18 protein-coding genes are annotated in these 25,994 nt (G+C 45.9%); 15 read left to right on the top strand and 3 right to left on the bottom strand.

The window, feature by feature from the left end:
• The first annotated feature begins 12 nt into the window (after positions 1-12).
• Genes ATB76_RS16725 through ATB76_RS16685 form a run of 9 tightly spaced genes read left to right on the top strand, consistent with a single transcriptional unit; the run spans position 13 to position 12,578 of the window.
• Positions 13-951, top strand: coding sequence for a type VI secretion system baseplate subunit TssG (locus tag ATB76_RS16725; RefSeq protein WP_179946846.1), 939 nt, complete (start codon positions 13-15; stop codon positions 949-951).
• A gap of 57 nt (positions 952-1,008) precedes the next feature.
• Positions 1,009-3,615, top strand: a complete 2,607-nt coding sequence (gene tssH / locus ATB76_RS16720) for a type VI secretion system ATPase TssH (protein ID WP_061035762.1) — start codon at positions 1,009-1,011, stop codon at positions 3,613-3,615.
• Positions 3,616-3,627: 12 nt separating this feature from the next.
• Positions 3,628-4,431: an ABC transporter substrate-binding protein gene (locus ATB76_RS16715; protein WP_240538044.1), complete on the top strand. Its 804-nt coding sequence runs from the start codon at positions 3,628-3,630 to the stop codon at positions 4,429-4,431.
• A gap of 3 nt (positions 4,432-4,434) precedes the next feature.
• Entirely contained in the window at positions 4,435-5,373 is a 939-nt protein-coding gene (locus ATB76_RS16710; protein ID WP_061035761.1) for a type VI secretion system-associated FHA domain protein, read from the top strand.
• On the top strand, positions 5,373-5,855 hold the full coding sequence (gene tssJ, locus ATB76_RS16705; RefSeq protein ID WP_005451918.1) for a type VI secretion system lipoprotein TssJ: 483 nt from the start codon (positions 5,373-5,375) through the stop codon (positions 5,853-5,855). Before ATB76_RS16710 ends, tssJ begins: the two co-directional genes overlap by 1 nt.
• 26 nt (positions 5,856-5,881) lie before the next feature.
• The gene (gene tssK / locus ATB76_RS16700) at positions 5,882-7,213 is read left to right on the top strand and encodes a type VI secretion system baseplate subunit TssK (protein ID WP_061035760.1); all 1,332 of its coding nucleotides are present in this window, start codon (positions 5,882-5,884) and stop codon (positions 7,211-7,213) included.
• Positions 7,214-7,219: 6 nt separating this feature from the next.
• Positions 7,220-8,473 (top strand): type IVB secretion system protein IcmH/DotU, encoded by a 1,254-nt coding sequence (icmH, locus tag ATB76_RS16695; protein WP_061035759.1) that lies wholly within the window; start codon positions 7,220-7,222, stop codon positions 8,471-8,473.
• Positions 8,470-11,859 (top strand): type VI secretion system membrane subunit TssM, encoded by a 3,390-nt coding sequence (gene tssM, locus ATB76_RS16690; protein ID WP_038867555.1) that lies wholly within the window; start codon positions 8,470-8,472, stop codon positions 11,857-11,859. Before icmH ends, tssM begins: the two co-directional genes overlap by 4 nt.
• A 2-nt stretch (positions 11,860-11,861) precedes the next feature.
• Positions 11,862-12,578, top strand: coding sequence for a protein kinase (locus ATB76_RS16685; protein WP_038867554.1), 717 nt, complete (start codon positions 11,862-11,864; stop codon positions 12,576-12,578).
• Between the two features lie 26 nt (positions 12,579-12,604).
• Here ATB76_RS16685 and ATB76_RS16680 read toward each other — a convergent pair whose 3' ends face one another.
• A complete protein-coding gene (locus ATB76_RS16680; protein WP_061035778.1) occupies positions 12,605-15,748 on the bottom strand; it encodes an HD domain-containing phosphohydrolase in 3,144 nt (1,047 codons plus the stop codon).
• 206 nt (positions 15,749-15,954) lie between these two features.
• The gene (locus ATB76_RS16675) at positions 15,955-19,083 is read right to left on the bottom strand and encodes an HD domain-containing phosphohydrolase (protein ID WP_061035758.1); all 3,129 of its coding nucleotides are present in this window, start codon (positions 19,081-19,083) and stop codon (positions 15,955-15,957) included.
• Positions 19,084-19,600: 517 nt separating this feature from the next.
• Between ATB76_RS16675 and ATB76_RS16670 the strand changes: the two genes are divergently transcribed.
• Both ATB76_RS16670 and ATB76_RS16665 read left to right on the top strand, forming a co-directional pair.
• Positions 19,601-20,089 carry a prepilin-type N-terminal cleavage/methylation domain-containing protein gene (locus tag ATB76_RS16670; protein WP_061035757.1) on the top strand — a complete coding sequence of 163 codons (489 nt, stop codon included), beginning with the start codon at positions 19,601-19,603 and terminating at the stop codon, positions 20,087-20,089.
• A 92-nt stretch (positions 20,090-20,181) separates the two neighbouring features.
• Positions 20,182-20,631 (top strand): GNAT family N-acetyltransferase, encoded by a 450-nt coding sequence (locus tag ATB76_RS16665; RefSeq protein ID WP_009704384.1) that lies wholly within the window; start codon positions 20,182-20,184, stop codon positions 20,629-20,631.
• Positions 20,632-20,789: 158 nt separating this feature from the next.
• Here the strand turns inward: ATB76_RS16665 and ATB76_RS16660 are convergent, their stop codons facing one another.
• Positions 20,790-21,188: a GFA family protein gene (locus tag ATB76_RS16660; protein WP_038894117.1), complete on the bottom strand. Its 399-nt coding sequence runs from the start codon at positions 21,186-21,188 to the stop codon at positions 20,790-20,792.
• Between the two features lie 283 nt (positions 21,189-21,471).
• Here ATB76_RS16660 and ATB76_RS16655 point away from each other — a divergent pair, with 283 nt between their 5' ends.
• The 4 genes from ATB76_RS16655 (at position 21,472) to ATB76_RS16640 (ending at position 25,642) form a co-directional block, all read left to right on the top strand.
• Entirely contained in the window at positions 21,472-22,449 is a 978-nt protein-coding gene (locus tag ATB76_RS16655) for a tripartite tricarboxylate transporter substrate binding protein (protein WP_009704382.1), read from the top strand.
• Between the two features lie 228 nt (positions 22,450-22,677).
• Positions 22,678-23,172 carry a tripartite tricarboxylate transporter TctB family protein gene (locus ATB76_RS16650; RefSeq protein ID WP_061035756.1) on the top strand — a complete coding sequence of 165 codons (495 nt, stop codon included), beginning with the start codon at positions 22,678-22,680 and terminating at the stop codon, positions 23,170-23,172.
• 20 nt (positions 23,173-23,192) lie between these two features.
• Positions 23,193-24,719, top strand: a complete 1,527-nt coding sequence (locus tag ATB76_RS16645) for a tripartite tricarboxylate transporter permease (protein ID WP_061035755.1) — start codon at positions 23,193-23,195, stop codon at positions 24,717-24,719.
• Positions 24,720-24,871: 152 nt separating this feature from the next.
• Positions 24,872-25,642: a sulfite exporter TauE/SafE family protein gene (locus ATB76_RS16640; protein ID WP_038867546.1), complete on the top strand. Its 771-nt coding sequence runs from the start codon at positions 24,872-24,874 to the stop codon at positions 25,640-25,642.
• Positions 25,643-25,994: the final 352 nt, after the last annotated feature.

Below are 25,994 nucleotides of genomic sequence, written 5' to 3'. Positions count from 1 at the left end.
CGTGGAAGATAGATGATGTCGATGTCACTGATTAACGATTTGAAAGCGAACCCACATGAGTACGACTTTGCTCAAGCAATGCGATTGCTGATGCAAATGGCAAAACGCTCTGGGCACAAGCTGAAGTTAGAGCTCAAAGCAGAAGCCATGCCTCATGGTGATGCCGACGATATTCAGTACTTTTCGTTCAGTGACCATAGCGCCAAAGTTCGTATTGCACAGCAAGCACTATCTGGCGCACAAGGGGTTATCCCAAACTACATCTATGAGGAATTGTTGTTTGCACTGCATAACGACGATCACGCACTCAAGGACTTTTTAGACGTATTCAATCAACGCCATTTTGAACTTGCCGCGCAGTTAGAACTCGCTCCTCACCTCTTGGTGCAGAAAGAGTTGGCAAAAGAAAAAACCGACCTACTCAAACAACTGGCGAACCTGAAACACGAACACGGCGCGCTGTTCCAGTATTCGCTGTTGTTCGCTCAAGGGCATCGTAACTTAGAAACGTTAGAGCAGATCCTTAACGACTACTTCCCTTACCAAATCGATGTGTCGACTAAGAGCCATGAACGTCGCCAGTTACCCGCTAGTTCTCTTACCCGTTTAGGACAGAAAGACGACTATAACAGCGGAATCGGACAGGGTTTCCTCATTGGCAAAACGTGCATGACTTACTACCAACATTTGGTGGTGAGTATCCAGCCTGCCAACCGCAAAGAACTGCATCAAATTCATCGAGATACTCAGTTGGCGAGCCACATGCGCCAGCTCATTCAACATTATTTACGAGACGCCACGCCGATTTCTATTTATCTCAACGTTAAGCGTGCGTATCTCGAAAAACCAAGGCTGTCTGCTCAACCAGATCAAGCCGCGAAATTGGGTGAAGTGGATTGCCTCGCCCCAGAACGTAAACCTACAGAGCGGATTCGGATTCTTCTGAAATAGCTGGGTAGACACCGCGACGACAAAGAAGGTTATCGCGCAAAAGACAAGGATAAGGTTATGACACAAGTAACGCTGACAAATTTAGTCGCCAAGTTATCGCCAGAATTAAAACGTGCATTGGAAGCTTCTGCGGGTGCAGCTATGAACCAAGGCGTTGCTGCCATTGAGCCGGAACATTGGCTGCTCACGCTATTGAATCAGCAAGACACGCACTTAAAAACGCTGATTGAAAGTCAGAAGATCAACCAAGATCAACTTGCCAGTGAACTAGCAAATCGCATCGAACGCCTACCAAAAGTGCAAGACAGCCAACCAACGCTTAGCCATGCACTGACAGAACTGCTTAAAGATGCTTGGATGATTGCCTCCGTTAACTATGGACATGGTGAAATCATCAGTCTGCATCTCGTTCAAGCGCTGTTGCAGCAGAACGTCATGGGCGTATCGAGCAACAATCTCGAATCACTACAGAACGTGTCGACCGAGTCCCTGCAAGGTTTAATCAACAAAACGCCGGTTAAGCGAGCAACACAACAAAGCACAGGTGGAGCAAGTTCAGCCGCAAATACAGCAAGCGAGAACGACGCATTAAGCAAGTACACCATCAACCTGACTCAACAAGCGATTGAAGGCAATATCGACCCGATTTCTGGGCGTAATTCTGAAGTGAGAAAAGCCATCGACATTCTTTGTCGTAAACGCCAGAACAACCCTATTTTTGTTGGTGAGCCGGGCGTGGGTAAAACCGCTGTCGTTGAAGGCTTAGCGCTGAGAATCGCAGCAGATGAAGTGCCAAGTGCGTTGCAAGGCGTTCAACTCCATTCGCTTGACTTAGGTTTATTACAAGCAGGAGCAAGCGTAAAAGGCGAATTTGAAAACCGCCTTAAAGACGTCATCAATGAAGTGAAAAACAGCGATGTACCAATCATTGTATTTATTGACGAAGCACATACGCTTATCGGGGCTGGTGGTGCAGCAGGACAAAACGATGCTGCCAACCTATTGAAACCCGCTCTTGCGCGTGGTGAGTTCAAAACCATTGCCGCAACAACATGGGCAGAATACAAAAAGTACTTTGAGAAAGATCCTGCCTTGACTCGCCGTTTCCAAGTCGTGACTGTAGAAGAGCCAAATGCAGAAGATGCCAAACAGATGCTACGAGGCATTGCGGCTTCATTGCAAAAGCACCACGGCGCGTTTATCACAGAATCTGCCATTGATGCCGCGGTTAACCTATCTATTCGCTACTTACCTTCTCGCCAATTGCCAGATAAAGCGATCAGCTTGCTCGACACGGCTAGTGCGCGTATTGCATTAACTCAAGGTGCAAAACCAGAAGTGATTGAAGCGTTGGAGCAAACCATTCGTTATCAACAAAACGAGCAGTCTGCTTTAGAGAAAGAGTTTGATTTGTTTGGCACAGGCGCAGAAGAGATCGCCGAATTGAAGCAAGAAATCACCACCAATCAATCTCTATTAGCTGACTACCAAACGCGTTGGGAGCAAGAGATTACATTGGTTGATGAGATTAAAGCGCTACAACAAAGCATCACAGAAAGCGAAACGCCGGACGAAACTCAGCAAAGCCAGTTGAATGCCCTTCTCGATCAATTGCACGCGCTTCAAGGTGAAGAACCGTTAGTTAATGCGATGGTGGATGATGCGACCATTGCTCAAGTCATTTCCGGTTGGACAGGCATTCCCGTTGGCAACATGATGAGTGACGAAATCGCTCGCCTATTGTCACTAGAATCAGAGCTGGATAAGCGCGTTATCGGACAAAACGTGGCGAAGCAAGAACTGGCAAAAGCGATTCGAATCTCGCGCGCAGGCTTAACCGATAATCGTAAGCCAATCGGTGTGTTCTTAATGTGTGGTCCAAGTGGTGTCGGTAAAACGGAAACCGCCATGGCGCTGGCTGAGCAACTTTACGGAGGCAGCAACGATCTCACGGTTATCAACATGACCGAGTTTAAAGAAGAACACAAAATCTCCATGTTACTTGGCTCGCCTGCTGGCTATGTTGGCTTTGGTGAAGGTGGCGTGTTAACCGAGGCTATTCGCCGCAATCCCTACTCTGTCTTGCTTTTGGATGAGATGGAAAAAGCGCATCCGGGCGTTCATGACCTCTTCTATCAAATCTTCGATAAAGGACACATCAAAGACAGCGAAGGTCGCACGGTCGATTTCAAAAACACCTTAATCATCATGACTTCTAACGCCGCTGACCAAGCGATTTGCGATGTGTGTGATGAAAACGCCGAACGCATCAGCAACGATGAACTGCTTGAAGCAATTCGTCCCGATCTACAACGCTACTTCAAACCTGCATTCCTTGGACGTACTACCATCGTGCCTTATTACCCACTCAACGATGATGAGTTGGCGAAGATCACCGAAATCGCGCTAAACCGCATTCGTAAAAAACTGGCAGAACAGTATCAAGCGAGCTTTACGTGGGATGCAGGTTTTGTGGATTTGGTTGTCAGCAAAAACACCGACCCTACGACAGGTGGTCGCGCGGTTGAGCAAATCATTAACCGCTCTTTGATGCCGAAGTTGGCAGAAGAATGCATCGCGCGTCTGAGCGCACAACAACCGATTAGCCAAGTGACGGTGACCGCAGCGTCGACGCCACAGGGCTTTGAACTGGATATTCAGTAGTAACGAATCATGATGTTTAGAAGCGTACATTCACCCCATCTCGTCACCACCTCGATTCTTGTTCAAGAGGCGGCGGTCAGCTGTGGGGTGAGCTTTTTCCGCAAAATAACCAAGCTGGTTTCATCGCTGTTTATTTTGCTTGGTGCCCTATTTTCGTTCGAAGTATGGGCGCAAGTTTGGATTGGTCCCGACCGATTGCTGCTTGCGACTCACAAATGGGCACCGTACCAAACTCACCAGAATCAAAACATGGATGGGTTTGCGCTTAATCGCGTCAAATGCGCGCTTGGCGAAATGGGACAACCTTACCAACTGACCATGACGGAATGGTCTGACGCACAGCTTCACGTGCACAGTGGTCAACAACATGGCTTTTTCGTCTCGCCGAAAACCAGAGAACACGACAGCTACGCAACGTTGTCTGCTCCCATTACCGAGCAAAAACTGCGTTGGTATTTTGGTCCCGGTGTAGAGCCTAAGCTTGATGATTTGTCAAAGTTGAACCTTAAGTTCTCGGCAGAATTTGGCTCAAGCACATGGTTTTGGCTGAAACGTAATGGATACAACGTCGTTAAGCAGCCACGAGATGCTAAGGTTTTACTAAGGCTTTTAAAACAAAGAGAAATTGACGTCGCACTGGAAGATGAACGAGTGTTCCACACGGAAATCAGCCAAGCCTCTCTTCCAAGCGATTACTTCTATTCTCAAGTATTCGAAACCAAACCAATGGGCGTGTATTTCTCTAATCGCTTTTTGGACAAATATTCTGGTTTCTTAACCGCTTTCAACACAGCGTTGGCTAAATGCGAGGGATAACAAGTGGCGATCAGCATACATTTGATTTCTGTACCCTCTGAAGAGGTGGTGACTTCAAGAGTCATCTATCTGCCCGAGTCTGGCGGGCAGTTTGGGCGTTCTGCTTCTTGTGAAGTGGCATTGCCCGATCAATCAAAACGCATCTCGCGTATTCACGGACAAATTCGTCTCACTGAAACAGGTTATTTGGTGAAGAGTACCGGCAAGAACCTGGCTCGCCTCAACGATAAAGCCATGGTGAGAGATAAAGATTACCCACTCAACGATGGCGACATTTTAAAGATCGAAAGCTATTCGATGCTGGTATCAACACTCACGTCGAGCAAAGCGCCTGTCGAAGAGCAATCCGATGACCTCTTTGCGACTAAGTTCGACCTGCAACTGGAAGACAATGTCGATTTTCTCGATGAAGGAGATATCGTCGAACCCGTGAAATCGGAAGTTCATTACTCTCACCAAAATGTAATGAGCGATGACCCCTTCTCTTCCGACCCGTTTGAAGACATCGACGATAACGAACTGGCGGATCACTTTGAAGTGGATGAAGTGTCGAAACAGCAACAAGCAATGGAGCGTTCCACGGAGATTGAGTATCTTCCGGGCGATCATCATCCAACATCAGAGCTGGAAGCCTCCATCGAAAAGCTGATTACGATTACCGAGAAGAATCAACAATACCTTCGCAACCCACCGCTTGCACATGATGCTTTGTTTGATGCGTTGGACAAAACACTCGATCAGTTCCTCAACGAATTCGCGCCGAACCAACTAGAGAATCAATTTAGCGAGTTTGTGTCTGGCGGACTGTTCAGCAGCAAAGACAAGAAGTATTGGAAAATCTACCGCAAGCACTTCCAACATCGACAAGATAACGGTGATTTTCGTCGTCAATTTAAAGCGATGTTTATGGAAAACATGCAAAAGCAAAGCGAGGAAAGCTGATGAAGATTTGGCTTAGTTTACTCGCTTTCGCTTTGGTGGGATGTTCATCTGACCCAACACCGGTTGTCACGCAATATCAATTGGCGGTGAGCGCCGAGAAGACGATCAACCCAAGTGTCAACAACAGTACCAATCCCGTGGTGGTGCGCTTGTATCAACTAACCGATGCCCAGCAGTTTAAGCAATTGCCGTTTATCGATTTGTACAACGATGACGTAAGCCTTTTGGGCGCAAACTTGGTGTCGAAGCAAGTGCTGCCCGTGGTAATGCCAGACAGTAACAGCAAACAAACCTTAGACATCAACAAGACCACTCAATACATCGGCGTATTGGTGGAATTTGCCGAATATGATGCAAGCACGGCGACGGTAGTGACAACCACGCCTCAGGAAGAAGAACAATATATCCAGTTAAAGATCAGCGGTAACAAAGCAGCATTGCAAACCGTGACACCAGATTCACCTTGGTGGGATGTCTTTTAACTCGATTCAGTAGATAGGGAAATCTCGTGGACGCATACAAAAAAGTCGTTTGGCAAGAAGGCATGTTCATTGCCCCACAACACTTTCAACAACAAGACAGATACACACAAAACTACGTCAGACAAAACGTCGAAACGCTTGCTGGTTATGCCCCTTACTATGGTGTGACCGACTTGGTGATCAATCACGATCTACTTAAAATTGGCAAGCTTTCCGTCTCTTCTAGCGCGGGTTTGTTCCCAGATGGCACGCATTTCGAACTGAAACGCGAAGTCGCCAGAGATGTGCCGCACGGTACGATTGAGAAAATGGCTTACTTAGCACTGCCCGTCTCTCTGCAAGGCAATAATGATTACGCCAATGATGAATCGGAACAAAGCCGCTATCTCACACGCACCATCAATGTGTTTGATACTTCAACCTCTGAGAATGCCAGCGTTGAGGTGGACGTCGCGCAGCTCAATATAGCGATTAAACTCGAAGGCGAAGACACTTCGGGCTTTACCCTGATTCCTTTCGCCAAAGTATTGGAATGCAGCGAAACGGGCGAAGTGATGCTAGACCGTTCCTTTATTCCTGCGTGTTTGCATTATGGTGCATCACAGTTATTGGTTGAGCGTTTGAAAGAGATTCATGCCCTCACCTCCAACCGTGCCACCAGCTTGCTCAAACGTATTCAAGCCGGACAAGGGCAAAAGAGTCCACAGTCGATGATGCAGGATTACCTGTGGCTGCAAACACTCAACACTTGGCTTCCGTGGTTTGATTTATCTTTGTCGAATCCAAAGTTTCAAACACATCAGCTTTATTTGGAGCTACGTAAGTTTGAAGCGCAAGTCATGGCGTCCACACCCGCAATTCCAGAGCCTTGCCAACCGTTGGATTTCCTTCGTCTGTACGATTGCTTTAATCCGCTTTTTTCGAATCTACGCAATATGCTCACGCTGGTTCAACAAGACTCAGTGATTGAGTTTGCATTTGACACTTCGTTGTTTGAGCGACGCCGCTTGCTGCGTACATTGGTAAAAGATGGTCACAACCTGTCCGATCGCCGATTCGTTCTTAGTGTCCGCTCCAACGTCAGCAGCACCGAGCTCAACGAATTGTTCCCTGCGGCTGCCAAACTCAGCAGCAATAACAAGATTGTCGAGATTGTGCGTAATGCCCTTTCTGGCGTGCAACTGACGCCGCTTCCTGTTGCGCCAAGCGAACTAAAACCGATGCAAGGCACAGCGTATTTTGAAGTGGATACGTCAGACCGCAATTGGTTAGAAATGATTGAAAACCGCGATGCACTTGCGCTGCACGTCGATACACGTGTAGGCGACCTAGAAGTGATGCTGTACGCACTGAGGTAGTAAGTTATGAACTATTTGGATGAAGACACCTTAGTTTGGGATAGCAGCGAAAACGACTTCGTGAGTAAAGACATCGACATGCCAGACGTAAAGTGGCATTCGGTCAACGCTGCTCAAGCCAACATAGGGTTCTTACATCATTTCGATAAAGCCGAGAATCAGCTGATCAACATCAGTTCTGAGTTACTGGTTGTCACGCTCAAGATCAACACCTTGCCGGAGCCCGAAGACATCACCACGCTCAGGCATCAACTGGTGGCTTCCATCAATGAAATCAAAACCAAAGGCGCAGAGCTGACCTACCCAGTCGCCGTGATCGACAAGCTGTGCTTCCTGTATGCCGTGGTTTTGGATGAGTTGATTGTCTACACCGACTGGGGTGAAAAACGCGGATGGGAGAACAAAACCTTACTCAGTGAACTGTTTGGTATGCGCAACGGTGGTGAGCTTTTCTTTACTGTGGCAGAGAAAGCAGCGCGCCAACCGCACAAGCTGATCGACTTATTAGAAGTGGTTTATCTGTTTCTCAATATCGGGTTTAAAGGTCAGTACCGCGAAACGGGCAGCGAACAGCTAAAGAGTTTTACCTACCGCTTAGAGCAGATTTTAAGTCAGTACCGACAAGCCGGTGGAATCTATTGTCATACTAAGGTTTCGGTGCCTAAAACACGTAAACCAACGCGCAAGAAACGTTACCTTGTCACCACATTATTTTTCCTAACTATCATTGGTTTGAGCGTTGCTCTGACCTATTTCTGGTACAACAAAACCAAACCACAGCGGGCACGAGATTTTGTCCAGCTTGGTGAGTACAGCCAACGCTATATTGAATCTGGTCGTGCGGAAGACATCGTTTATGTCAGCACTGACGATGATTTAAAAGGCAATAAAGTCGCGGTAAACACCACTCAACCACCTCGTCCAATCCCGAGCCAACCAAAAGCCGTGACGCCACAAGCGAAAACTTCAACGCCAGAGACGACGAGCGCTCTAGTCACGAGCCCTGTAGCGGACACTGATTGGCTGGTGCAACTTGCGACCTTCTCTAACCTTAAAAACGCCGAGAAGTTTATCGCCCAACTGCCGACATCCAACTATCAACCTGTCGCGGATAACATCAACTCCTACGTTCGCGTCATTGTTCGATGTGACAACTCAGAACAAGCGAAATCCATCAATAACTGGTATCGAGAGAATGCCAACGTCAACGGCTTAGTGGTGCATAACAAAAACAAACAAAGCGAGGTTGAGTCACGATGACGCAAGACAACCCAAACACACCAACAAGAAAAAAGGCAATCATTTGGGGCCTTGTTACCCTTCTGCTTCTGGCAACCTTAGGCGGCTTACTGACTTGGTTTGTTGCGTATCCTGATTTCTTATGGACAGGCGTCATCACGACAACCATTGTGGCACTGCTCTCTGCTGGGCTTTGCTTTTGGTTAATCAACCGCAAGGTGAAAAAGAGTCTTGAGCAAGACCAAGAGCGTGCACTAATTATCAAACGCTCCAAGTTACTCGCTTTCCACTTCAAGAAAATGCTCGGCGTACAAAAACGTAAAAAGCGCTTAACCAGCCGTTACGATCAGCCGATTTATGTCTTACTCAGTGACAACCCGAGCAAAGACAAAAGCATCATCACGCAGATGGGTTACGAAGCTTATAAGGTGGATGACTTTGGCAACGACATTGAGTTTCCGATTCTGTTTTGGCTCAGTGAACACTCAATTCTGATTTCCGTCAGCATGGGCGAAGATCAACAACCGCTTTACTTAAAAACACTGTGCCAGTGCCTCAATAAATGGCGTCCGAGACAAGCGATTAACGGCTTGTTGCTAACCACAGAAATTGAACAGTTAGTAGGTAATAGTGAAACCCTTTCACAAAAAGCCGACCAATTGAAATCGCAAATCAAAGCATTCAATCGTTCATTTGGTTTGAACTTACCTGTCTACAATGTCCTAACCAACATGGGTCAAGTGAGCGATTTCTGTCAGTTCTTTTCTGCGTTTGATGAAGCGAGACGCAATGAAGTGTTCGGCGCCACCAGCCCAGTGCAAAAACATGGTGGCATTGATGCCGATTGGTTCAATGACGAATACGACCACCTCATTGGTCAGCTGATTTCGAACATGAGTAACGCGTTGGGAGCGCAGCTTAACCAAGATTTCCGCAATGCCATTTGTGGGGCTCCTTACCAATTTGGTTTGCTTAAACAGAATTTGTGGCATTTCTTACAACGCTTGCATCGAGGTGACCAATACACAGATGGGCTCAACTTCCGCGGCTTCTACTTTACCCACAGTGGCAGTGATTTCGCGCAGCATGATTTACTGGCGAACGTGGTCAATCAGTCCCTCGGCAATGAGCAATATCAGCAACACCAACAAATGCCCGTTCAACAAACCTTGTTTGCCCAGCATTTGATGTCTCATGTCGTGCTAAATGAAAACACTTTAGTCGGGGTTAACCGCCATAAAGAGAATTGGTTGTGGTTCAGCCAAACCTCATACACCCTAATTTGGCTCAGTTTATTGATTGGTACACTGACGATCCTCAAGCTCGACTTCGATTATCAAACCAATCGTGAAGCCAAAGCCGATGGTATGTTAGAGCGTTACAAAGAAGCGATCGCAGCACAGCCATACAGCAAAGAAGATTTGGTGGGCAACATTCCGAACCTTTACACCATGCATCGCATTTACGCGCTATATCAGGAGCCTGAACCTTGGTATACATTGCCATTCCTACCGACTGCGACCATCAAGCCAGAAGTTGAAGCGGCTTACACCAAAGAGCTGCAACAAGTACTGATCCCTTCCATGGCACACACCATTGAGAGCGATTTGTATGTGTATGTGAACTTGGAAGATCAAGCCAGAACGCTCGAATTGCTGAACGACTATCGACTGTTGTTTGATAAAAATCGCACCAACATTGAAGAGCTCAAAAGCTACTTCCTAGCAAACTTAGAGCACCAAGGCGAAGCAGACAAAACTAACGTCGCTCAGCTTAAAGTGTTGCTCGACGATGTGTTTAACCAGCACTTGGTGGCGACAACTGCCAATCAAGAACTTGAAGGGCTGGCGAAGCAAGTCATCAATCAGTCCAACATAGAGACGCTACTCTACCAACACATTTTGAACGATCATGCGTACGAGAAACGTATCGATGTGCGTAAAGAACTTGGCTCCAACTTCAACCAAATATACCAATTCAAACCTGGTTACGTGGGTTACTTCGTGCCTTTCTTGTACACACCGACTGGCTTTAACGAGTTGGATCTTTCGGTGGAATCCCCTCTTCTTATCGAAGCGTTATCCGCTTATGAGGGCATCGCAGGGCAAGCACCAAGCGCGCTAGAGATGCATAGAATCAGCCACGATTTGAAGCGTATGTATCAGAACGATTACATCAATTACTGGCGAGATTTTATTAACAGCATCGAGGTGAAAACCATTTCCGGTTCTGAGCAGTTAAATGCAAGCTTGAACGTGCTAAACAATGCCTCAAACAATCCAATGTCTAAGCTGTTCACCACCATCAGAAACTATACTTCGGTTCTTCTACCTGAGCCAAAAGATGCGAAGAAGAAAACCGATGAAGAGATTGCCGATGCTGCGCAAGACAACGAGAAGAAAGAATCCGCCCGACAAATCACACTGACGTTTAATGATTTCCACAAACAAGTGACGCCAGACGATCAGGGTAAGAGACCAATAGATACCGTTCTGGAAGGTTTCGCTAACACGGCAAAATGGCTCGATCAGTTTTACAAATCCAACACGCCAGACAAAGTGGCTTACGAAACGTTATCTGCAGGTTTAAAAGCGCAAAATCCGGTCGCACAGTTGGCGTCATTGACCGATTCCCAGCCACCGCTATCCGGTGAAGTGATTGGCTATGTGACAGTGCAAACCAATGAGTTGGTGATGAACTTAGCTCATCAATATCTTAATAGTATGTGGAACAGCGAAGTCTACCAGCCTTATGAAAACACCATCGCGGCTTTCTACCCGTTTAAGAAAAGTGCCAACAGCGATGCAAGCACGGCGGATGTTGCTGCCTTCTTTAAAACCGATGGCACATTGGACACCTTCTATCAAACCATGTTGAAAGGTTTCTCAACAGAGCAACGAGCGCCGTTTATGTCCGGCTTATTGCCAAATACTGGCTTTGCGTTAGATCCTGCGATTTGGCTGATGTTTGATAAAGCCAAAGACATTCGCTCTGCCCTGTTTTTAACTGACCCGAAAAACGTTGCGATTCAATTCCAGATGAAACCAACAGAAATGAGCTCGGCGCTAACTGAGTTTTCCATTCGTGCTGAAAAACCGATTTTCACCTATCAACACGGTCCGATGCTGTGGACACAGCAAAGCTGGAAAGGTGATTCTGTCGCGCAAGATGCACTAACGGTGCGTCTACAAAAACAAGCAACGCCGATTGCCAATGAGCAGTTTAAAGGCAGTTGGGCATGGTTCCGCTTGATTGAGCCGCGCGTCACTTCAACCTCTTCGCAAAGCACCCAACTTGAGTTTGATTACAATGGCGATAAGGTTCGTTTAACGATTAAAACTCAAGGTCAGAACAATCCGTTCGTGCCGAACTTCTTTGCGGGCTTTGTGTTACCTGCGAGCATTTAGTGATGAACACGTTCGCCAACCAAACCCTGTTTAGAGCCTGTGGCGTTACTTATGTAGCGCCTTTGAGCGAAAACGTGTTTCAGTGCGAGCACAAACTTTATGGTTCTGTGGTCATCAAGGTAGCGCGCAGCTTGGCTGAGAAACGGGCCTTGATGGCTGAAGCGGACTTTCTATCTAAATACGCGTCGGATTACTGGGCAAACTTTCACGGTTATGGCTCGCAAAACCACGCCGACTGGTTAATGAGCCAATATCTGGAAGGCAAAACACTTAACGCAATAGAACCTGATTTATTACCGCAAGACTTAATAACCAAGCTTGAATTCGCTTTACTAAACCTGCATAAAACCGGTTATCTGCATGGCGATATCAAGCCACATAACGTCATCGTGACGTCAAAGAACCAAGTTCGGCTTATCGACTTTGGCAGTGTGATTCAAATTGATGCTAAATACCGAGAGCATACACATACAACCGTTAGCCGAGCCTATAGTGCGACCCGCCCTTGTCTGCGAATCGGTCAGGCAAGTAAGAACGATGATTTCTATGCCTTGGCAATGACCTTGCTCAGCTGCCACGATCAACATCCCTTTGCTGGTCTCTCGTTACAAGTAGCGGCAGAACTGCTGCCTACCCCAAGCAACATTGATTTACCAACACGCTACCAAGTTCTGATACAAAAAGAGTGGCAACAAATGCGCCACTCTTTGAAGCTGTAGGGATTCAAGGCTCTAAGCTCGCTGGCTTACGCGTCTGATGATTTGGACTTCAGATACTTCTCAATATCCACCTCATCAACCTGTTCGGCTGGCATAAACTTGTTGGCATAGTCACGGTAAACACCGCTTTCTAAGAACAACAAGAACAAGTCCATATCCAAATGCTCATCCAACGCCATCTTGTACATGATGTCGACCGCAACACTTACTGGCTTGGCTTTCTTGTAAGGTCGATCTCCTGCAGTTAATGCTTCGAAAATATCCGCAATCACCAAGATGCGTTCTGGGGTTGATAAATCTTCTGCACTCAACCGACGCGGATAGCCAGTGCCTTTCAACGTCTCATGGTGAGTCGAAGCGTAACGCGGCACGTTACTTAACTCCGGAGGGAATGGCAGTGCACCGAGCATTTTGATGCCGCTGATCATGTGCTCGTTAATTTTGAAGCGGTCTTCTGGTGTTAACGTACCGCGAGAAATGGTCAGGTTGTACACTTCACCCAAGTTATATTGATGCTCTGGCACTTGCACCTTAATGCCATGCTCAGGTGCAAATTCCATTGGGCGAACGCGCTCAATAATATGGTCAGGCTTATCTGCTAAAAGGTTTTCAACCACGGGCAGCGTCACGTCAGATTTTGACTTAATCATTTCTTCAAACGGAGAAAGACCAAGATGATCATCGTAGTGACGTAACCAAGTTTGCTGCGCGATATGTTTAATGCGCTCAATCTTATCGTCGCTCATGAACTCGCCACCCACATTGGCGTTGGCAACAAATCGGAAGTCTTCGTCCAACTGCGCAACTCGTTGGGCGAACTTGGCTTGCGCCTCTTCTTTTGACAGTTCACCAGTAGATATCGACTTCCACATTTCCACTTCAGCATCTCGTCTTAATACCTCGAAACGAGTGCGAATTTCATTGATGCGGTTGTAGTTGGCTTCCAACTTAGTACCTTTATCAACGATGTGCTCTGGCGTGGTGATCTTACCGCAATCATGTAACCAAGCCGCGATACGGAATTCTCGTCGTTCATCGTCATTGTTGAACTTAAAGTCTTTAAACTTGCCTGTGTCGCACTTCTCTACTGCCTCTGCCAACATCAAGCCAATTTCTGGAACACGATTACAGTGCCCCGCAGTATAAGGAGACTTGTCATCGATCGCTTGCGCAATAAGGCGAATAAAAGCTTCAACAAACTCTTCTTGCTGTTGCTCGTGATGCTGAATCTCTTGCGTCATTTCGGTGACCGAATCGGACAAGTCAGAGACTTCTTTGATACGCGTTTCTACCGGGACGAGTTTATCAAACTGACGGTCTTTGATTTTGATGGTCTCTTTTCTCAGCGCAACAATTGGGCGCACAATTGGCGAACCCACCCTCCACGCCAATGGGAAGAGAATCATCATTGCGAACGCCGTAATAGCAATCGCTTTAGACAATCTACTTGTCACCGCATCCGTCACTACTTGGCCAGAAACGATCACAGCAAAGTAATCGATCGTGCCACGAGTCGAATACAACTTGGTGATGTAGAGGAATCGACTTTCACCATCAATGGTCACTTTGTTCATCGTGTCATGTTTGTCTTTCTGAATCACTGCCTCATAGACCTCTGGATAAGGGACAAAACTCCCCCTCCATTGATGTGGCTTGAGCCATTTTTCTTGCAACGCCACTTTTTGCTCGGGTGAAATAGCTGTGATCGCTTGATTAATCAGCTCGACCACATCTTTATCTTTCTCCTTCATAAACAGAGAAAACTCCAAAGGTGGCGCGTTGAGCAACCCGACATGAACATTGGTCAGTTTCACTAACCGCTTCATCTCAACCATGGTTAAGTAACTGTCTACAAGGTACTGAATATCCCCCATATGCAGCGCTCGCTTCGCTAAATCGAGATTCGGCTGCTCGACAATATTCAGTGACGGATAGCGTTTAAGCAGCCACTCTTTCATACCAAAACCCGCCACCACACCAACGCTTTCATCACCTAATTCCCTTAATGATGTAGGCATTGGATTGGTTGTTTTAGTTGCAATTGCGAGCTGCCCGATGAAAAGAGTGTCACTTTTGATACCTAACTCTGCCGGAGTACCAAGCACTGGCTGGAGGATATCAATCTCTCCCCTGCGATATTTCTTTTCCAACTCTATTGAGCTGAAACCATTAACGAACTCTAACCTCATGCCCGTTTTCTGTGAAATCAGGTTGAGTACATCAACAACATAACCACTAGGTTCGCCACTTTGGGTGTAGTCGTAAGGTCCCCAGTCGTTTTGATTCGAAACCACAAACTCTCGGTCGTCTAGCAAGGCTTTTTGTGGCTCGCTTAACACCAAAAGCGATGAATCAGGAATATCCACTTCATGAAAAACATTGATGTTAGATGCAACAACTTCTCCGCGGTTATTAAAAATAAACGCCTCAACGCTGTCGTCCTTTTTCATTCCAAGTTCGGTGGCACTGATCTTTTCGCTCAACGACGAGAGGACTGTATCTACACCAATAACAGCGCCTTTACTACGCACAGAATAAGACTGTCCGGTGATCTTTAGATGCTGAAAAAGGTAAGGATCGGTTTTGTAAACACTGTCTCTTGATGCGCTAGCAAACCAAGGTCGGCGAGTTGGATAAAAGTTACTTTTCTGTTCTGTTTGGCGGACAACTTCAAGCGACTCGGAGTAATACATGGTTTGTCGCATTCGTTCTTCGCCATCACCTTTGATGGTAATGATGACCCAACGTTCGTTAGATGTTGCCCCAATCCTCCTTCGCACTTCCGGAAATGATTCTAAATTAATGACTTGAAAGAAATACTCATTGTTATTGGCAAAATAGATGCTGTAAAAAACGGGATTGTCGATGAGCGCTTGAACGAACACTCGTTGGATTTCGTCCACACTGAATTGCGTATCACTGAAGTCCGCGACACTGCGCAAGATACCCGCGCTGCTGGTCGCACTAGCATCTATTTGATGGATATGATTGCTGACGTCTTTGGCTGTCATGGTTAAATGCGTCAGGATATGTTCTTCCGACATCTGTTTGCCGAAGTAGTACTGCATGCCGAGTCCAAGCAGCGCCGTCACCGCTGTCGCAATTACAAACAAACTCCCGACGGTGAACTTAATCGAAAATTTACGAGAGGTACCAGATTTAGTCTTCACGCGATAAAGCCCTCCGATGGCTTCAACAACAAACTCAGCAACTCGCTTTATCAAAGCAACCTGAAGCATATACTTTTCAAGTCTAGTAAATATTTTTCAGAGACTTGCGTCGCATACAAGCCAAAGATCACTTTTACGCAATAAAAAAGAGCGATACCAAGTACCGCTCTTAGCTGATGTTTTTGGGAGGGTTAAAACATTGTGATTCAATGAGAGAGATACTTTTGAATACCAACCTCATCCACTTGCGTTTCTGGCATAAACTTCTTGGCGTATTCGAGGTAAACGCCGCTCTCTAGGAACAACAAGAACAGGTCCATATCCAAGTGCTCATCCAACGCCATCTTATACATAATGTCGATAGCCACACTCACTGGCTTCGCTTTCTTGTAAGGTCGGTCTCCCGCCGTTAATGCTTCAAAAATATCGGCAATCACTAGGATCCGCTCTGGAATCGACAAGTCATTCGCACTCAACTTACGAGGGTATCCCGTCCCTTTCAGCGTTTCGTGGTGAGTAGAGGCATAACGCGGAACATTGCTTAGCTCTGGTGGGAACGGCAAGGCCTCTAGCATCTTAATGCCACTGATCATATGTTCATTGATTTTGAAGCGATCTTCTGGTGTCAACGTACCGCGAGAAATCGTCAGGTTATAGACTTCACCCATGTTGTACTGATGCTCTGGCACTTGCATTTGAATGCCATGTTCCGGCGCAAACTCAACAGGGCGAATACGCTTGATGATATGTTCTGGCTTGTCTTCCAACAGCTTTTCCCTAACCGGCAGTTGCGTGTCGGAAGTTGGCTTGTTCATTTCTTCAAATGGTGACAAACCTAAGCGGTCATCAAAGTATCGTAACCACGTTTTCTCAGCGATTTTCTTCACGCGCTCGATCTTATCTTCACTCATGAACTCACCACCAATGTTTGCATTGGCGATAAACTCAAAGTCATCGTTGAGCTGACGTACTTTTTCTTCAAACTCGGCTTTTGCTGCGTCTTTGTCTATCTCGCCACGCAACAAGGCGTTTAGGTATTCGATCTCTAGGTCTCTGCGTAACACTTCAAATCGAGTGCGAATTTCATTGATTCGGTTGTAGTTCGCCTCTAGCTTGGTGCCTTTATCAACGATGTGCTCAGGTGTGGTGATCTTGCCACAGTCGTGCAACCAAGCCGCGATACGGAACTCTCTTCGTTCTGCGTCATTTTGGAAGGCGAAGTTTTTGAATTTACCGCTTTGACATTTTTCAGCCGCTTCCGCCAGCATCATGCCGATTTCTGGCACTCGGTTACAATGCCCGGCGGTGTATGGTGACTTGTCATCGATCGCTTGTGCGATAAGGCGAATAAAGGCTTCAACAAACTCTTCTTGCTGCTTCTCGTGTGACTGAATCTCGGCCACCATTTCCATCATTGCATCTGAGAGTTCATCAATCTCTTTTACTCGCGTCGTCATCGGCCACACTTTATCGAAGCGACGAGCACGGATCTTTCGCGTTCTTGCTTTCAACGCGTAAATTGAGCGCGTCATTGGTGTGCCAAGTCGCCAAGCAAGAGGGAAAAGACCTAACATGACCAATGCTGTAAACAACAGCGAGTTAAACAGACGCTTTGTTACTGCATCGGTAACGATTTCTTTCGGAATCACCACCGAAAAGTAGTCATCACCACCGCTGGAGCTTGAGATTGGCGTGACATAAACAAAGTAGTTTTGCCCTTCAATGCTTCGTCTTACCATGGTGTTGTAATTAGACGTGTCTTTCGAAAGTTGAAATACTTCAGGGTATGGCACAAACGTTCCGCGCCAATGGTTTGATTCCAGCCATTTTTGCGTTAATGCTTCTCTTTGCTCCGGTGTAATCGACTCAATAGCAAGGTTGAGTACCTCTAACAAACCCGCGTGCTTTTGGTTTATGTAAATGTGATAAGGCACTGGCTTCGCATCCAGTTTTCTTACTGTGACGGTCGATGTTTTCTCCAAGCCATTCAGCTCATCCAACGTCAAATAGGTGTCAACCAAATAAGGTATCTCGCCTTTCTCCAGCGCTTCTTTTGCATCACTTAGACTTTCAAATTCAACGATGTTCAACTTAGGGTAGTTTTCTTGTAACCACTCCTTCATGCCAAACCCGCAAACCACGCCCACTTCATCAGTAAAATTTTCAAGTGAAATAGGAATGAAACGTTGGCTTTTCCCTGCTATCGCCAAGTCTGCGGTGTACATGGTAGCGCTTTGCTCGCCGTACTCAGGCACTTCTCCAGACACGGAATGCAGGACATCAATGGTGCCTCTCAAGTACTTTTTCGACAGCGTGTTCGATTCAAAACCATTGATAAAATCGAACTCTAAGCCGGTTTGCTGAGAGAGTATTCTCAACAAATCGACGGCATAACCCTGAGGTTCACCAGCTTGAGAAAAGTCATAAGGTCCCCAGTCGTTTTGGTTCGAGACCAATAATGCGGGAGAGTTCATCACAAGCGCACGCTGAGGCTCAGTCAGCGTCAATGGTTCGGACGGTGGCACTTCGATATCGCGTTCTAGATCGATGTTCGATGCGATCACTTCACCCTTGTGGTTGAAGATAAAAGACTCTGCCCCACTTTCTAAACTCATACCCAGCGCGGTTGAAGCGATTTTTGAGTTCAGTGTCGACAGTTCAATATCGATACCGATAACATCTTTACCACTGCGGATCGCATAGCTCTGCCCCGTAACCTTCATATTTTTAAACAGGTAAGGTTCGGTCTTATAGACGTTTGTTTCTGTCGCCCCGATAAACCATGGTCTGCGGGTAGGATAAAATGACGTTTTGCTCGCAACGGTTCGATTCACATTAAAGTTGCTATCCACGTAAGACACGATCATTTGTCTATCCGGACCAATCCCAGTGGCTTTAGCGATGGCCCAGCGATCTACCGCATCGGCGCTCATCTTATCGCGAATCGTTACCGAGGTTTTTAGGTTGATGATTTGAAAGAAATCTTCATTCTCGCTACCCACATACAAGCTTTGAATGAACGGGTTTTCATCCAAAACCTGAGCAAACAAGGTGAGGATTTCTTTTTCAGAAAAGTTGTGGTCAGACATAGAAAGAAAGCTCTTGAGCATTCTTGTACTGCTGATCGCATTGCTATCGACTTGGTGAATGTATTCACTTACATCTGCCGCCGCCGTACTCAACCTTGAGATGACGTGCTCCTGCGACATTTTCTGCCCAAAGTAATACTGCATACCCAAAGCGAAGATCGCCGTAAGTGCCGCCACTAACATGAACATGCTACTTACAATGAACTTGATTGAATATTTACTTTTTAGCTCAGCACTGCGTTTCATTCTTGCACCCCAGCATCACTATAAAGTGCCAAAACTGTCGGCTTTACATCACCATTTACTATCAAAATACTAAATAACCCCATACATAAGCGTAGACTTATACAACGTAATATTTGCTATCAATTTTGCAAAACCTATGTTTAAAACGATCCGATAAATAAGATTGTCCTTCACAGAACCAAATTTATTACTTGTTAATTGACTCAAATTGATGGTTAACAGCGATTATTTTTTGATGCATATCGCAAGCAAATCCATTCTTCAAAAGGCATTCACAAAACCAGACAACACCTACATCGACACCACCTTTCTAATAAGCTCAATATTTATACTAGTGGGAATGAAGACACACTGCTTGTCGTGAAAATAAGAAAAAAGCATCGCTTGTATTTGGTTGAGAAGAAGCACTGATAGGTTTTATCTGTTGAAACAATCGTTCATCTCAAATTTAACCTGAGCACTTCGCTCGCTACCATGTCGCCTCTCTTGTGTTACACCCCATTTATAAGAAATCTCTATGAAACAAAAAGGATTCTCCCTAACGGAAGTGGTGGTTGCAGTTGTAGTACTGGCGATCATTGGACTGTTTTCTGCACCTAAGATGATGCAAATGCAACGCGAGGCTCGAATCAATACCCTAGAAGCTTTCGTTGGTGCTTTTCATGCCACCAATGAGGTCGTGATGACCAAGGCCAAAATACAAGGGGTTGAAAAGGAACCGTTGGCAAAACTGTCAGATCATGACATTTATATTCGAATGGGTTCACTCGCGTTGGATGATTTTAACGTGGCGAATGCAATGCAAATCGATGGGTTCAATCTTGCCAATACGGGCTCGACGGAAACACCTTCATTGCTGGTCTATTTAGGTAAGGAAAAATCCCTACAACAAATCCGAGATGCGGGCTGTTTTATCAATATTCATCGTCCCTTCACGGCTTTCGATGTAGAAGGCATCGTGGCCATGGATGAGCTGAAAGTGAGTAAATTCTACGACTATTGTTAGCTCATCATTTTAGAGAGATTAGATTACCGGAAAGCCTTACTGCACATTAGGCGTATGCTTGCTAACGTCCTGTATGCCTTTGAGGTTTTATTATGATCGTTGTAAAAAAAGCAGACGCCTCTGACGTTGCAAAAATTGCCCCTCTTTACCTGAAGTATCTTGAGTTCTACCAAGTCGATGTTTCAGGTAAAGATCCCGAGGCTTTTATCAAAGCTCGTATTGAGAATGAAGAATCAGTCGTGTACTACGCGACTGATGAAAGTGGGCAAACGCTTGGTTTTGCGCAGCTATATCCACTCTTCTGTTCGTTAGAAATGAAAAAGATCTGGCTTCTCTACGATTTGTATGTGGATTCATCCCAGAGAAAACGAGGGATTGGTGAACGCTTATTGGAACAAGCAGACCAACTGGCGAAAGAGACCGACTCTGCCTTTGTCATGTTAAGCACAGGCATAGACAACAAAGCTGCTCAATCTGTGTATGAAAAACACGGTTACGTACGCGATGTCGAGTTTTATAACTATGTTCACATGCTTAAGTAATCAAACACACACGTGAGCAAAAAGCGAAAAGCCGAGTTGTACTCGGCTTTTTATGTTCAACTTACGCCACTTTGTACTTGCTGATAGACAATCAAAAACAAACCAGCAAATACCGCTACCGTCAGTAATACCTTTAACCAAAGAAACTTCATGATTATCTACTCTTCTGGCGCATATTGTTCAAACACTTCTTGAGCTGTCATTTTCTTGCTGTGTGGCTGCAAATCATAGTACGCAGGCTTCTCATCCGTGAAGATCTCTAAGCTCAATTTGAAATCTGGCTCATTAAATAACCCAGCGGAAAGAATGTATTCATCCGTTGCCAATAAATGGTAATAGATGTTCGTACCGCATTCAGCACAAAAACCTCGTACTGCCCATTGGGATGATTGATAGCGTTTGGGCTCAGCACCACTAAATGTCACATCGGGGCCGCAATGCACCGCATGCAGAGGTCCACTTGACCACTTTCGACACATATCGCAATGACACAAGCTCACTTCATTGTGTTTAGGTGCGGTCACTTCAATAGCGCCACATAAACATGTTCCTTTCATCGCTGTTCCTCCCTATTCAACCTCCATCATTATGGCGGTTTTAGACTCTTAATTGATGTGACCAACCTAGTCTTTCACCACATTCTCTGGCCGGATGTTTGCGTGAACTTTATGAACAAAATGTCGCTTATGCTCAATATTCTCTTTATCTACGCATTAGAGACATCGCGTTAACACCTTATTAACCTTTAGCTCATCACTAGCGAGTCTCCCTACCTCGTTAGGAGAACAAATAATAAGGCTCTTCAAAACAAGAGAGTCACCAACATAAGGAACGTGAAACATGTTAAAGGTACTCAAACCAACGCTCGCCGCATCCATCATTGCAGCCTCATTTTCTTTCCACGCTTTTGCTGCTGATGTTGAAAAACTCCATTTCCTAATCCCTGGTGGTGCTGGTGGCGGTTGGGATATGACAGCTCGTGGCACAGGTGATGTACTGGTTAAATCCGACATCGTTGAGAATGTCTCTTTCCAAAACCTCTCTGGTGGCGGTGGTGGTAAAGCCATTGCGCACCTCATCGAAACCGCTGAGCGTCAACCTGACACGTTGATGGTCAACTCAACACCAATCGTTGTTCGCTCACTTACGGGGATCTTCCCGCAGTCTTTCCGAGATCTGACGCCAGTAGCCGCAACGATTGCTGACTACGGCGCTATCGTGACTTCCGCGGATTCGAAGTACAACACATGGGAAGATGTGGTCAAAGATTTCGAATCTAACCCACGTAAAGTAAAAATCGCTGGCGGTTCTGCACGAGGCTCGATGGATCACCTAGTCGTCGCAGCCGCATTTAAAGGCGAAGGCTTTGACGCACGTAAAGTTCGCTACATCGCGTACGATGCCGGAGGCAAAGCAATGGCAGCACTTCTGTCTGGCGAAACGCAATTGCTTTCAACCGGTCTTGGCGAAGTGCTAGAGATGTCGAAATCTGGTCAGGTAAAAGTACTGGCGATTACGGCACCGAAACGTCTAGACGCTGCACCAAACATCCCTACCCTGAAAGAATATGGCAATGAGACTGTGTTCGCGAACTGGCGTGGTTTCTTTGCCGCTCCTGGCACAAGCCAAGCCAAACTCGATGAATGGAACGCAGCTCTGACCAAGATGTACAAAACGGACGAATGGCAAGTTGTTCGTGACCGCAACGGTTGGATTGACAACTACAAAGCGGATAAAGAGTTCTTCGCGTTCCTAGAAGAGCAAGAGCAGCAAATGGGCGATCTAATGCGCGAATTAGGTTTCCTTAAGAAGCAATAACTCTCATCCGAGTTTATGGGGTTAGCTATCCCTAGCCCCAGTTGTATTTGCACTCTAATTTTACCGTATATGGGCATTGTCGATAATCGACAAGTAAAAACTCCTTTGTTTATTGATTGGTAAACACTAAGTAACTCGACTAGCAGCAATGCGCTTAATTGTTAATGACTTAGTCCTTCTTCATTAACGCCCATATACGGTCTTTTCTTGTTGTTCTAGGAGTTGGATATGTCTCATTCAACCAATATTTTTACCAAAGAGAATCTGCTGTGCCGCGATCGTGTCGGTGCGATGATCTTTTTGTTGTTTTGCCTATGCTATGGCTACCAAACTACGCAAATCCCTCTCTTTCCCGGGGATGAATACGAACCCTTCACGGCTCGCACCTTACCGACCATTCTGACCTACGTTGGGATTGGTTTAGCGTTAATGCTACTGGTCACTGGTCAGCCCGATAAACAAAGCGGCGCTGTGATGTCATTCAACTGGAAATTGCTCATCGCCTTTTTAGTTTTGATGGCGCTTTATGGCGTAGGTTTGACTTACATCGGCTTTGTATTAGCGACAGGATTCTTCCTGCTTGCGGGCTTTTACCTTCTTGGCGAACGACGTAAATCTGTGTTGTTTGGCGCCTCATTCCCGTTCGTTATCGCGTTTTACTTGTTGCTCACTCAAGGTCTGGATATCTACCTTGAGCCTGGTCTGATTTTCACCATCTGGTAGTCAAAAGAAAGGACTGAATTATGTTAGATGGAATTCTACAAGGTTTATCCACCGCCGTGATGCCAATGAACATCATGATGGTGGTTGTTGGCTGTTTTGTCGGTACGTTTATCGGCATGCTACCGGGGCTTGGTCCTATTTCTGCCATCGCTCTGATGATCCCTATCACCTATGGTTTGGATCCGTCTTCGGGTTTGATTCTGATGGCAGGTGTTTACTATGGTGCGGTATTTGGTGGCTCAACTTCCTCTATTCTTATCAACGCGCCGGGTTGTTCTTCAACCGTAGTCACCGCGTTTGATGGCTACCCAATGGCACAGAAAGGACAAGCAGGTAAAGCACTTGCGCTGGCGGCTTACTCTTCTTTCACTGGTGGCACGCTTTCAGCAATCATGCTGCTTGTGGCTGCACCAGCATTGGCTAACGTCTCGCTAAGCTTCCAATCTTCAGACTACTTTGCGCTAATGCTTCTTGGCTTATCCGCAGTGGCTGCCTTCGCTGGCAAAGGACAAGTGATCAAAGCATGGATGATGACAATTCTAGGTTTGATGTTGTCTACTGTCGGTATTGATAAAGGCGTCGGTGTTGAACGCTTCACCTTTGGTCTAACGGATTTAATGGACGGCTTCAGCTTCCTATTGTTAGCAATGGCGACCTTTGCGCTGGGTGAAACGTTGATGGGCATTTTGAAGCCTTCTGAGGACACTCGTGATGAGGAACAAGATAAGCTGAGCAACATTGGTTCGATGAAAGTCACCAAGGAAGAAATCAAAGAAGTGGCACCGGTTTCTATTCGCTCTTCGATCCTTGGCTTCTTTACTGGTGTGCTTCCGGGCGCAGGTGCAACCATCGCCGCCTTCTTAAGTTACGGCATGGAACGTAACCTAGCTCCAAAGGATAAAAAAGAGCAGTTTGGTAAAGGCAGCATCCGAGGTTTGGTTGCTCCGGAATCAGCGAACAACGCAGCATCTAGTGGTTCTTTCGTTCCTCTTTTGACTCTTGGTATTCCGGGCTCTGGTACAACCGCAATCATGCTAGGAGCGTTAATCGCATACGGTATTCAGCCGGGTCCTCGTCTGTTTGTTGAGCACCCAGATGTGTTCTGGTCGGTAATTATCTCCATGTACTTCGGCAACATTGTGTTGGTGATTCTTAACCTACCGCTGATCCCATACATCTCAAAGCTGTTGGCCGTACCAAGAACCGTGTTGCTGCCGATGATTCTGTTCTTCTCCATTACGGGTGTGTATCTGGTTTCTTTCAACACCATGGACGTGTTTGTGATGTTACTTGTGGCAATGGCTGCCATCGCACTAAGGCTGGCAAACTTCCCTCTCGCACCGCTGTTGCTTGGCTTTATCCTTGGTGGATTAATGGAAGAGAACCTACGCCGTGCATTGATGATTTCCGACGGTGGACTGAGCTTCTTATGGGAACGCCCAATCACACTGACATTCACAGTGCTTGCAGTATTGGTACTTGGCAGTCCACTGTTTGTAAAACTCTTTCAAAAGCTTAAAGCACAACCAGTGAAAGTTGAGCAATAAGCATTCTATCTCTCCCTCAAGATAGACCTTGAAACCAAGCCACCCTCTGCGGTGGCTTTTTTATTGGACTAATCGCTACTTTATTTCTTTGCGTGAGTTGCGTAGTGTTAACAGTTATGAAACAAAAATTATAAGAACAAAAAAGGACCTCTATGCTGCTGGAATTTGCTCTCTTGTTTGCGGCAGGCGTCGTTGGTGGGATCATGAACTCCGTCGCCGGTGGTGGTAGCTTCATTACCTTCCCTGCATTAATGGCGGTTGGCGTGCCTCCCATCATGGCGAACGCGACGAATACTTATGCTTCTTGCGCAGGCTACATCAGTGGTGCAATCGGCTTTCGCGAAGAAATCATGAAGAACAAGCAAGAACTGGCTTTCACTATCTCTTTCAGTTTGATTGGTGGCGCTGTCGGTGCTTACGTTCTGTTGAATACGCCAGAATCTGTTTTTCTTGAAGCGATTCCATGGCTACTGTTATTCGCAACCGTACTCTTTTTAACTGGCTCTCGCATCACTGCGTTGATTAAATCTCTGACCAAAGAGACCAAACACGCCGGCATTCTGGGTGTGATTGCGCTGAGTCTTCTTTTGATTGGGGTCTCTGCTTATGGTGGGTTCTTCAATGCCGGATTGGGCGTCATCGTGTTGAGTTATTTAGTGGTTGCAGGACACCAAGATATCAACCTAATGAACGGGCTTAAGCTGCTGGTTTCGACCTGTGTTTCTCTGATTGCTATCGTGATTTTTGTTGCTAACGGTTCAATCGATTGGACCAAAGGCAGCGTTGTGATGGTTGGCACATTAGTGGGCGGCTACTTGGCAGCACGTGTGTCTCGCCAGTTGAATCCCAGCCACGTAAAAGGCTTTGTTGCCCTTTCTTCTATCGCCATCACTATCTACTTTTTTATCGATGTATATATGTAAAAAGAACATGGCTATTGCTAACATTTTAATACGCAATCAATTGCTATTTCTTTAGAAAACATTAGAAACAAGTTAATTATGTAAACCTTAACTACTCATTAAATTAAAGTTGTTCATACTAAAAAACACCAACTAAAGCATTATAAGTTAAAAAATCTGGATAGAAACTCCTTGCATAATCACGGATTTATTATGTGAACGTATATAACATTTTCCCAGTATATACATTAACAACCTCACAATTATTGCACGTTTACATTTTTAATTTATATTAGTTATGTAAGCATAATAATGTGTCTAACCACTATAACTCACAGGATTAAATATGAAGTATATTCAGATCCAAGAAAAG

Source organism: Vibrio sp. MOR3, from assembly GCF_001557775.1.
In the GTDB taxonomy this organism is placed as follows: domain Bacteria; phylum Pseudomonadota; class Gammaproteobacteria; order Enterobacterales; family Vibrionaceae; genus Vibrio; species Vibrio jasicida.
This window is presented reverse-complemented; position numbering and strand designations above follow the sequence as displayed.

Bases quoted from the DNA above. Each gene is read 5' to 3' on its own strand.
- ATB76_RS16725 (WP_179946846.1), top strand. From the start codon at position 13: ATGATGTCGATGTCACTGATTAACGATTTGAAAGCGAACCCACATGAG.
- tssH (WP_061035762.1), top strand. From the start codon at position 1,009: ATGACACAAGTAACGCTGACAAATTTAGTCGCCAAGTTATCGCCAGAA.
- ATB76_RS16715 (WP_240538044.1), top strand. From the start codon at position 3,628: ATGTTTAGAAGCGTACATTCACCCCATCTCGTCACCACCTCGATTCTT.
- tssJ (WP_005451918.1), top strand. From the start codon at position 5,373: ATGAAGATTTGGCTTAGTTTACTCGCTTTCGCTTTGGTGGGATGTTCA.
- icmH (WP_061035759.1), top strand. From the start codon at position 7,220: ATGAACTATTTGGATGAAGACACCTTAGTTTGGGATAGCAGCGAAAAC.
- tssM (WP_038867555.1), top strand. From the start codon at position 8,470: ATGACGCAAGACAACCCAAACACACCAACAAGAAAAAAGGCAATCATT.
- ATB76_RS16685 (WP_038867554.1), top strand. From the start codon at position 11,862: ATGAACACGTTCGCCAACCAAACCCTGTTTAGAGCCTGTGGCGTTACT.
- ATB76_RS16675 (WP_061035758.1), bottom strand. From the start codon at position 19,083: ATGAAACGCAGTGCTGAGCTAAAAAGTAAATATTCAATCAAGTTCATT.
- ATB76_RS16670 (WP_061035757.1), top strand. From the start codon at position 19,601: ATGAAACAAAAAGGATTCTCCCTAACGGAAGTGGTGGTTGCAGTTGTA.
- ATB76_RS16665 (WP_009704384.1), top strand. From the start codon at position 20,182: ATGATCGTTGTAAAAAAAGCAGACGCCTCTGACGTTGCAAAAATTGCC.
- ATB76_RS16660 (WP_038894117.1), bottom strand. From the start codon at position 21,188: ATGAAAGGAACATGTTTATGTGGCGCTATTGAAGTGACCGCACCTAAA.
- ATB76_RS16655 (WP_009704382.1), top strand. From the start codon at position 21,472: ATGTTAAAGGTACTCAAACCAACGCTCGCCGCATCCATCATTGCAGCC.
- ATB76_RS16650 (WP_061035756.1), top strand. From the start codon at position 22,678: ATGTCTCATTCAACCAATATTTTTACCAAAGAGAATCTGCTGTGCCGC.
- ATB76_RS16645 (WP_061035755.1), top strand. From the start codon at position 23,193: ATGTTAGATGGAATTCTACAAGGTTTATCCACCGCCGTGATGCCAATG.
- ATB76_RS16640 (WP_038867546.1), top strand. From the start codon at position 24,872: ATGCTGCTGGAATTTGCTCTCTTGTTTGCGGCAGGCGTCGTTGGTGGG.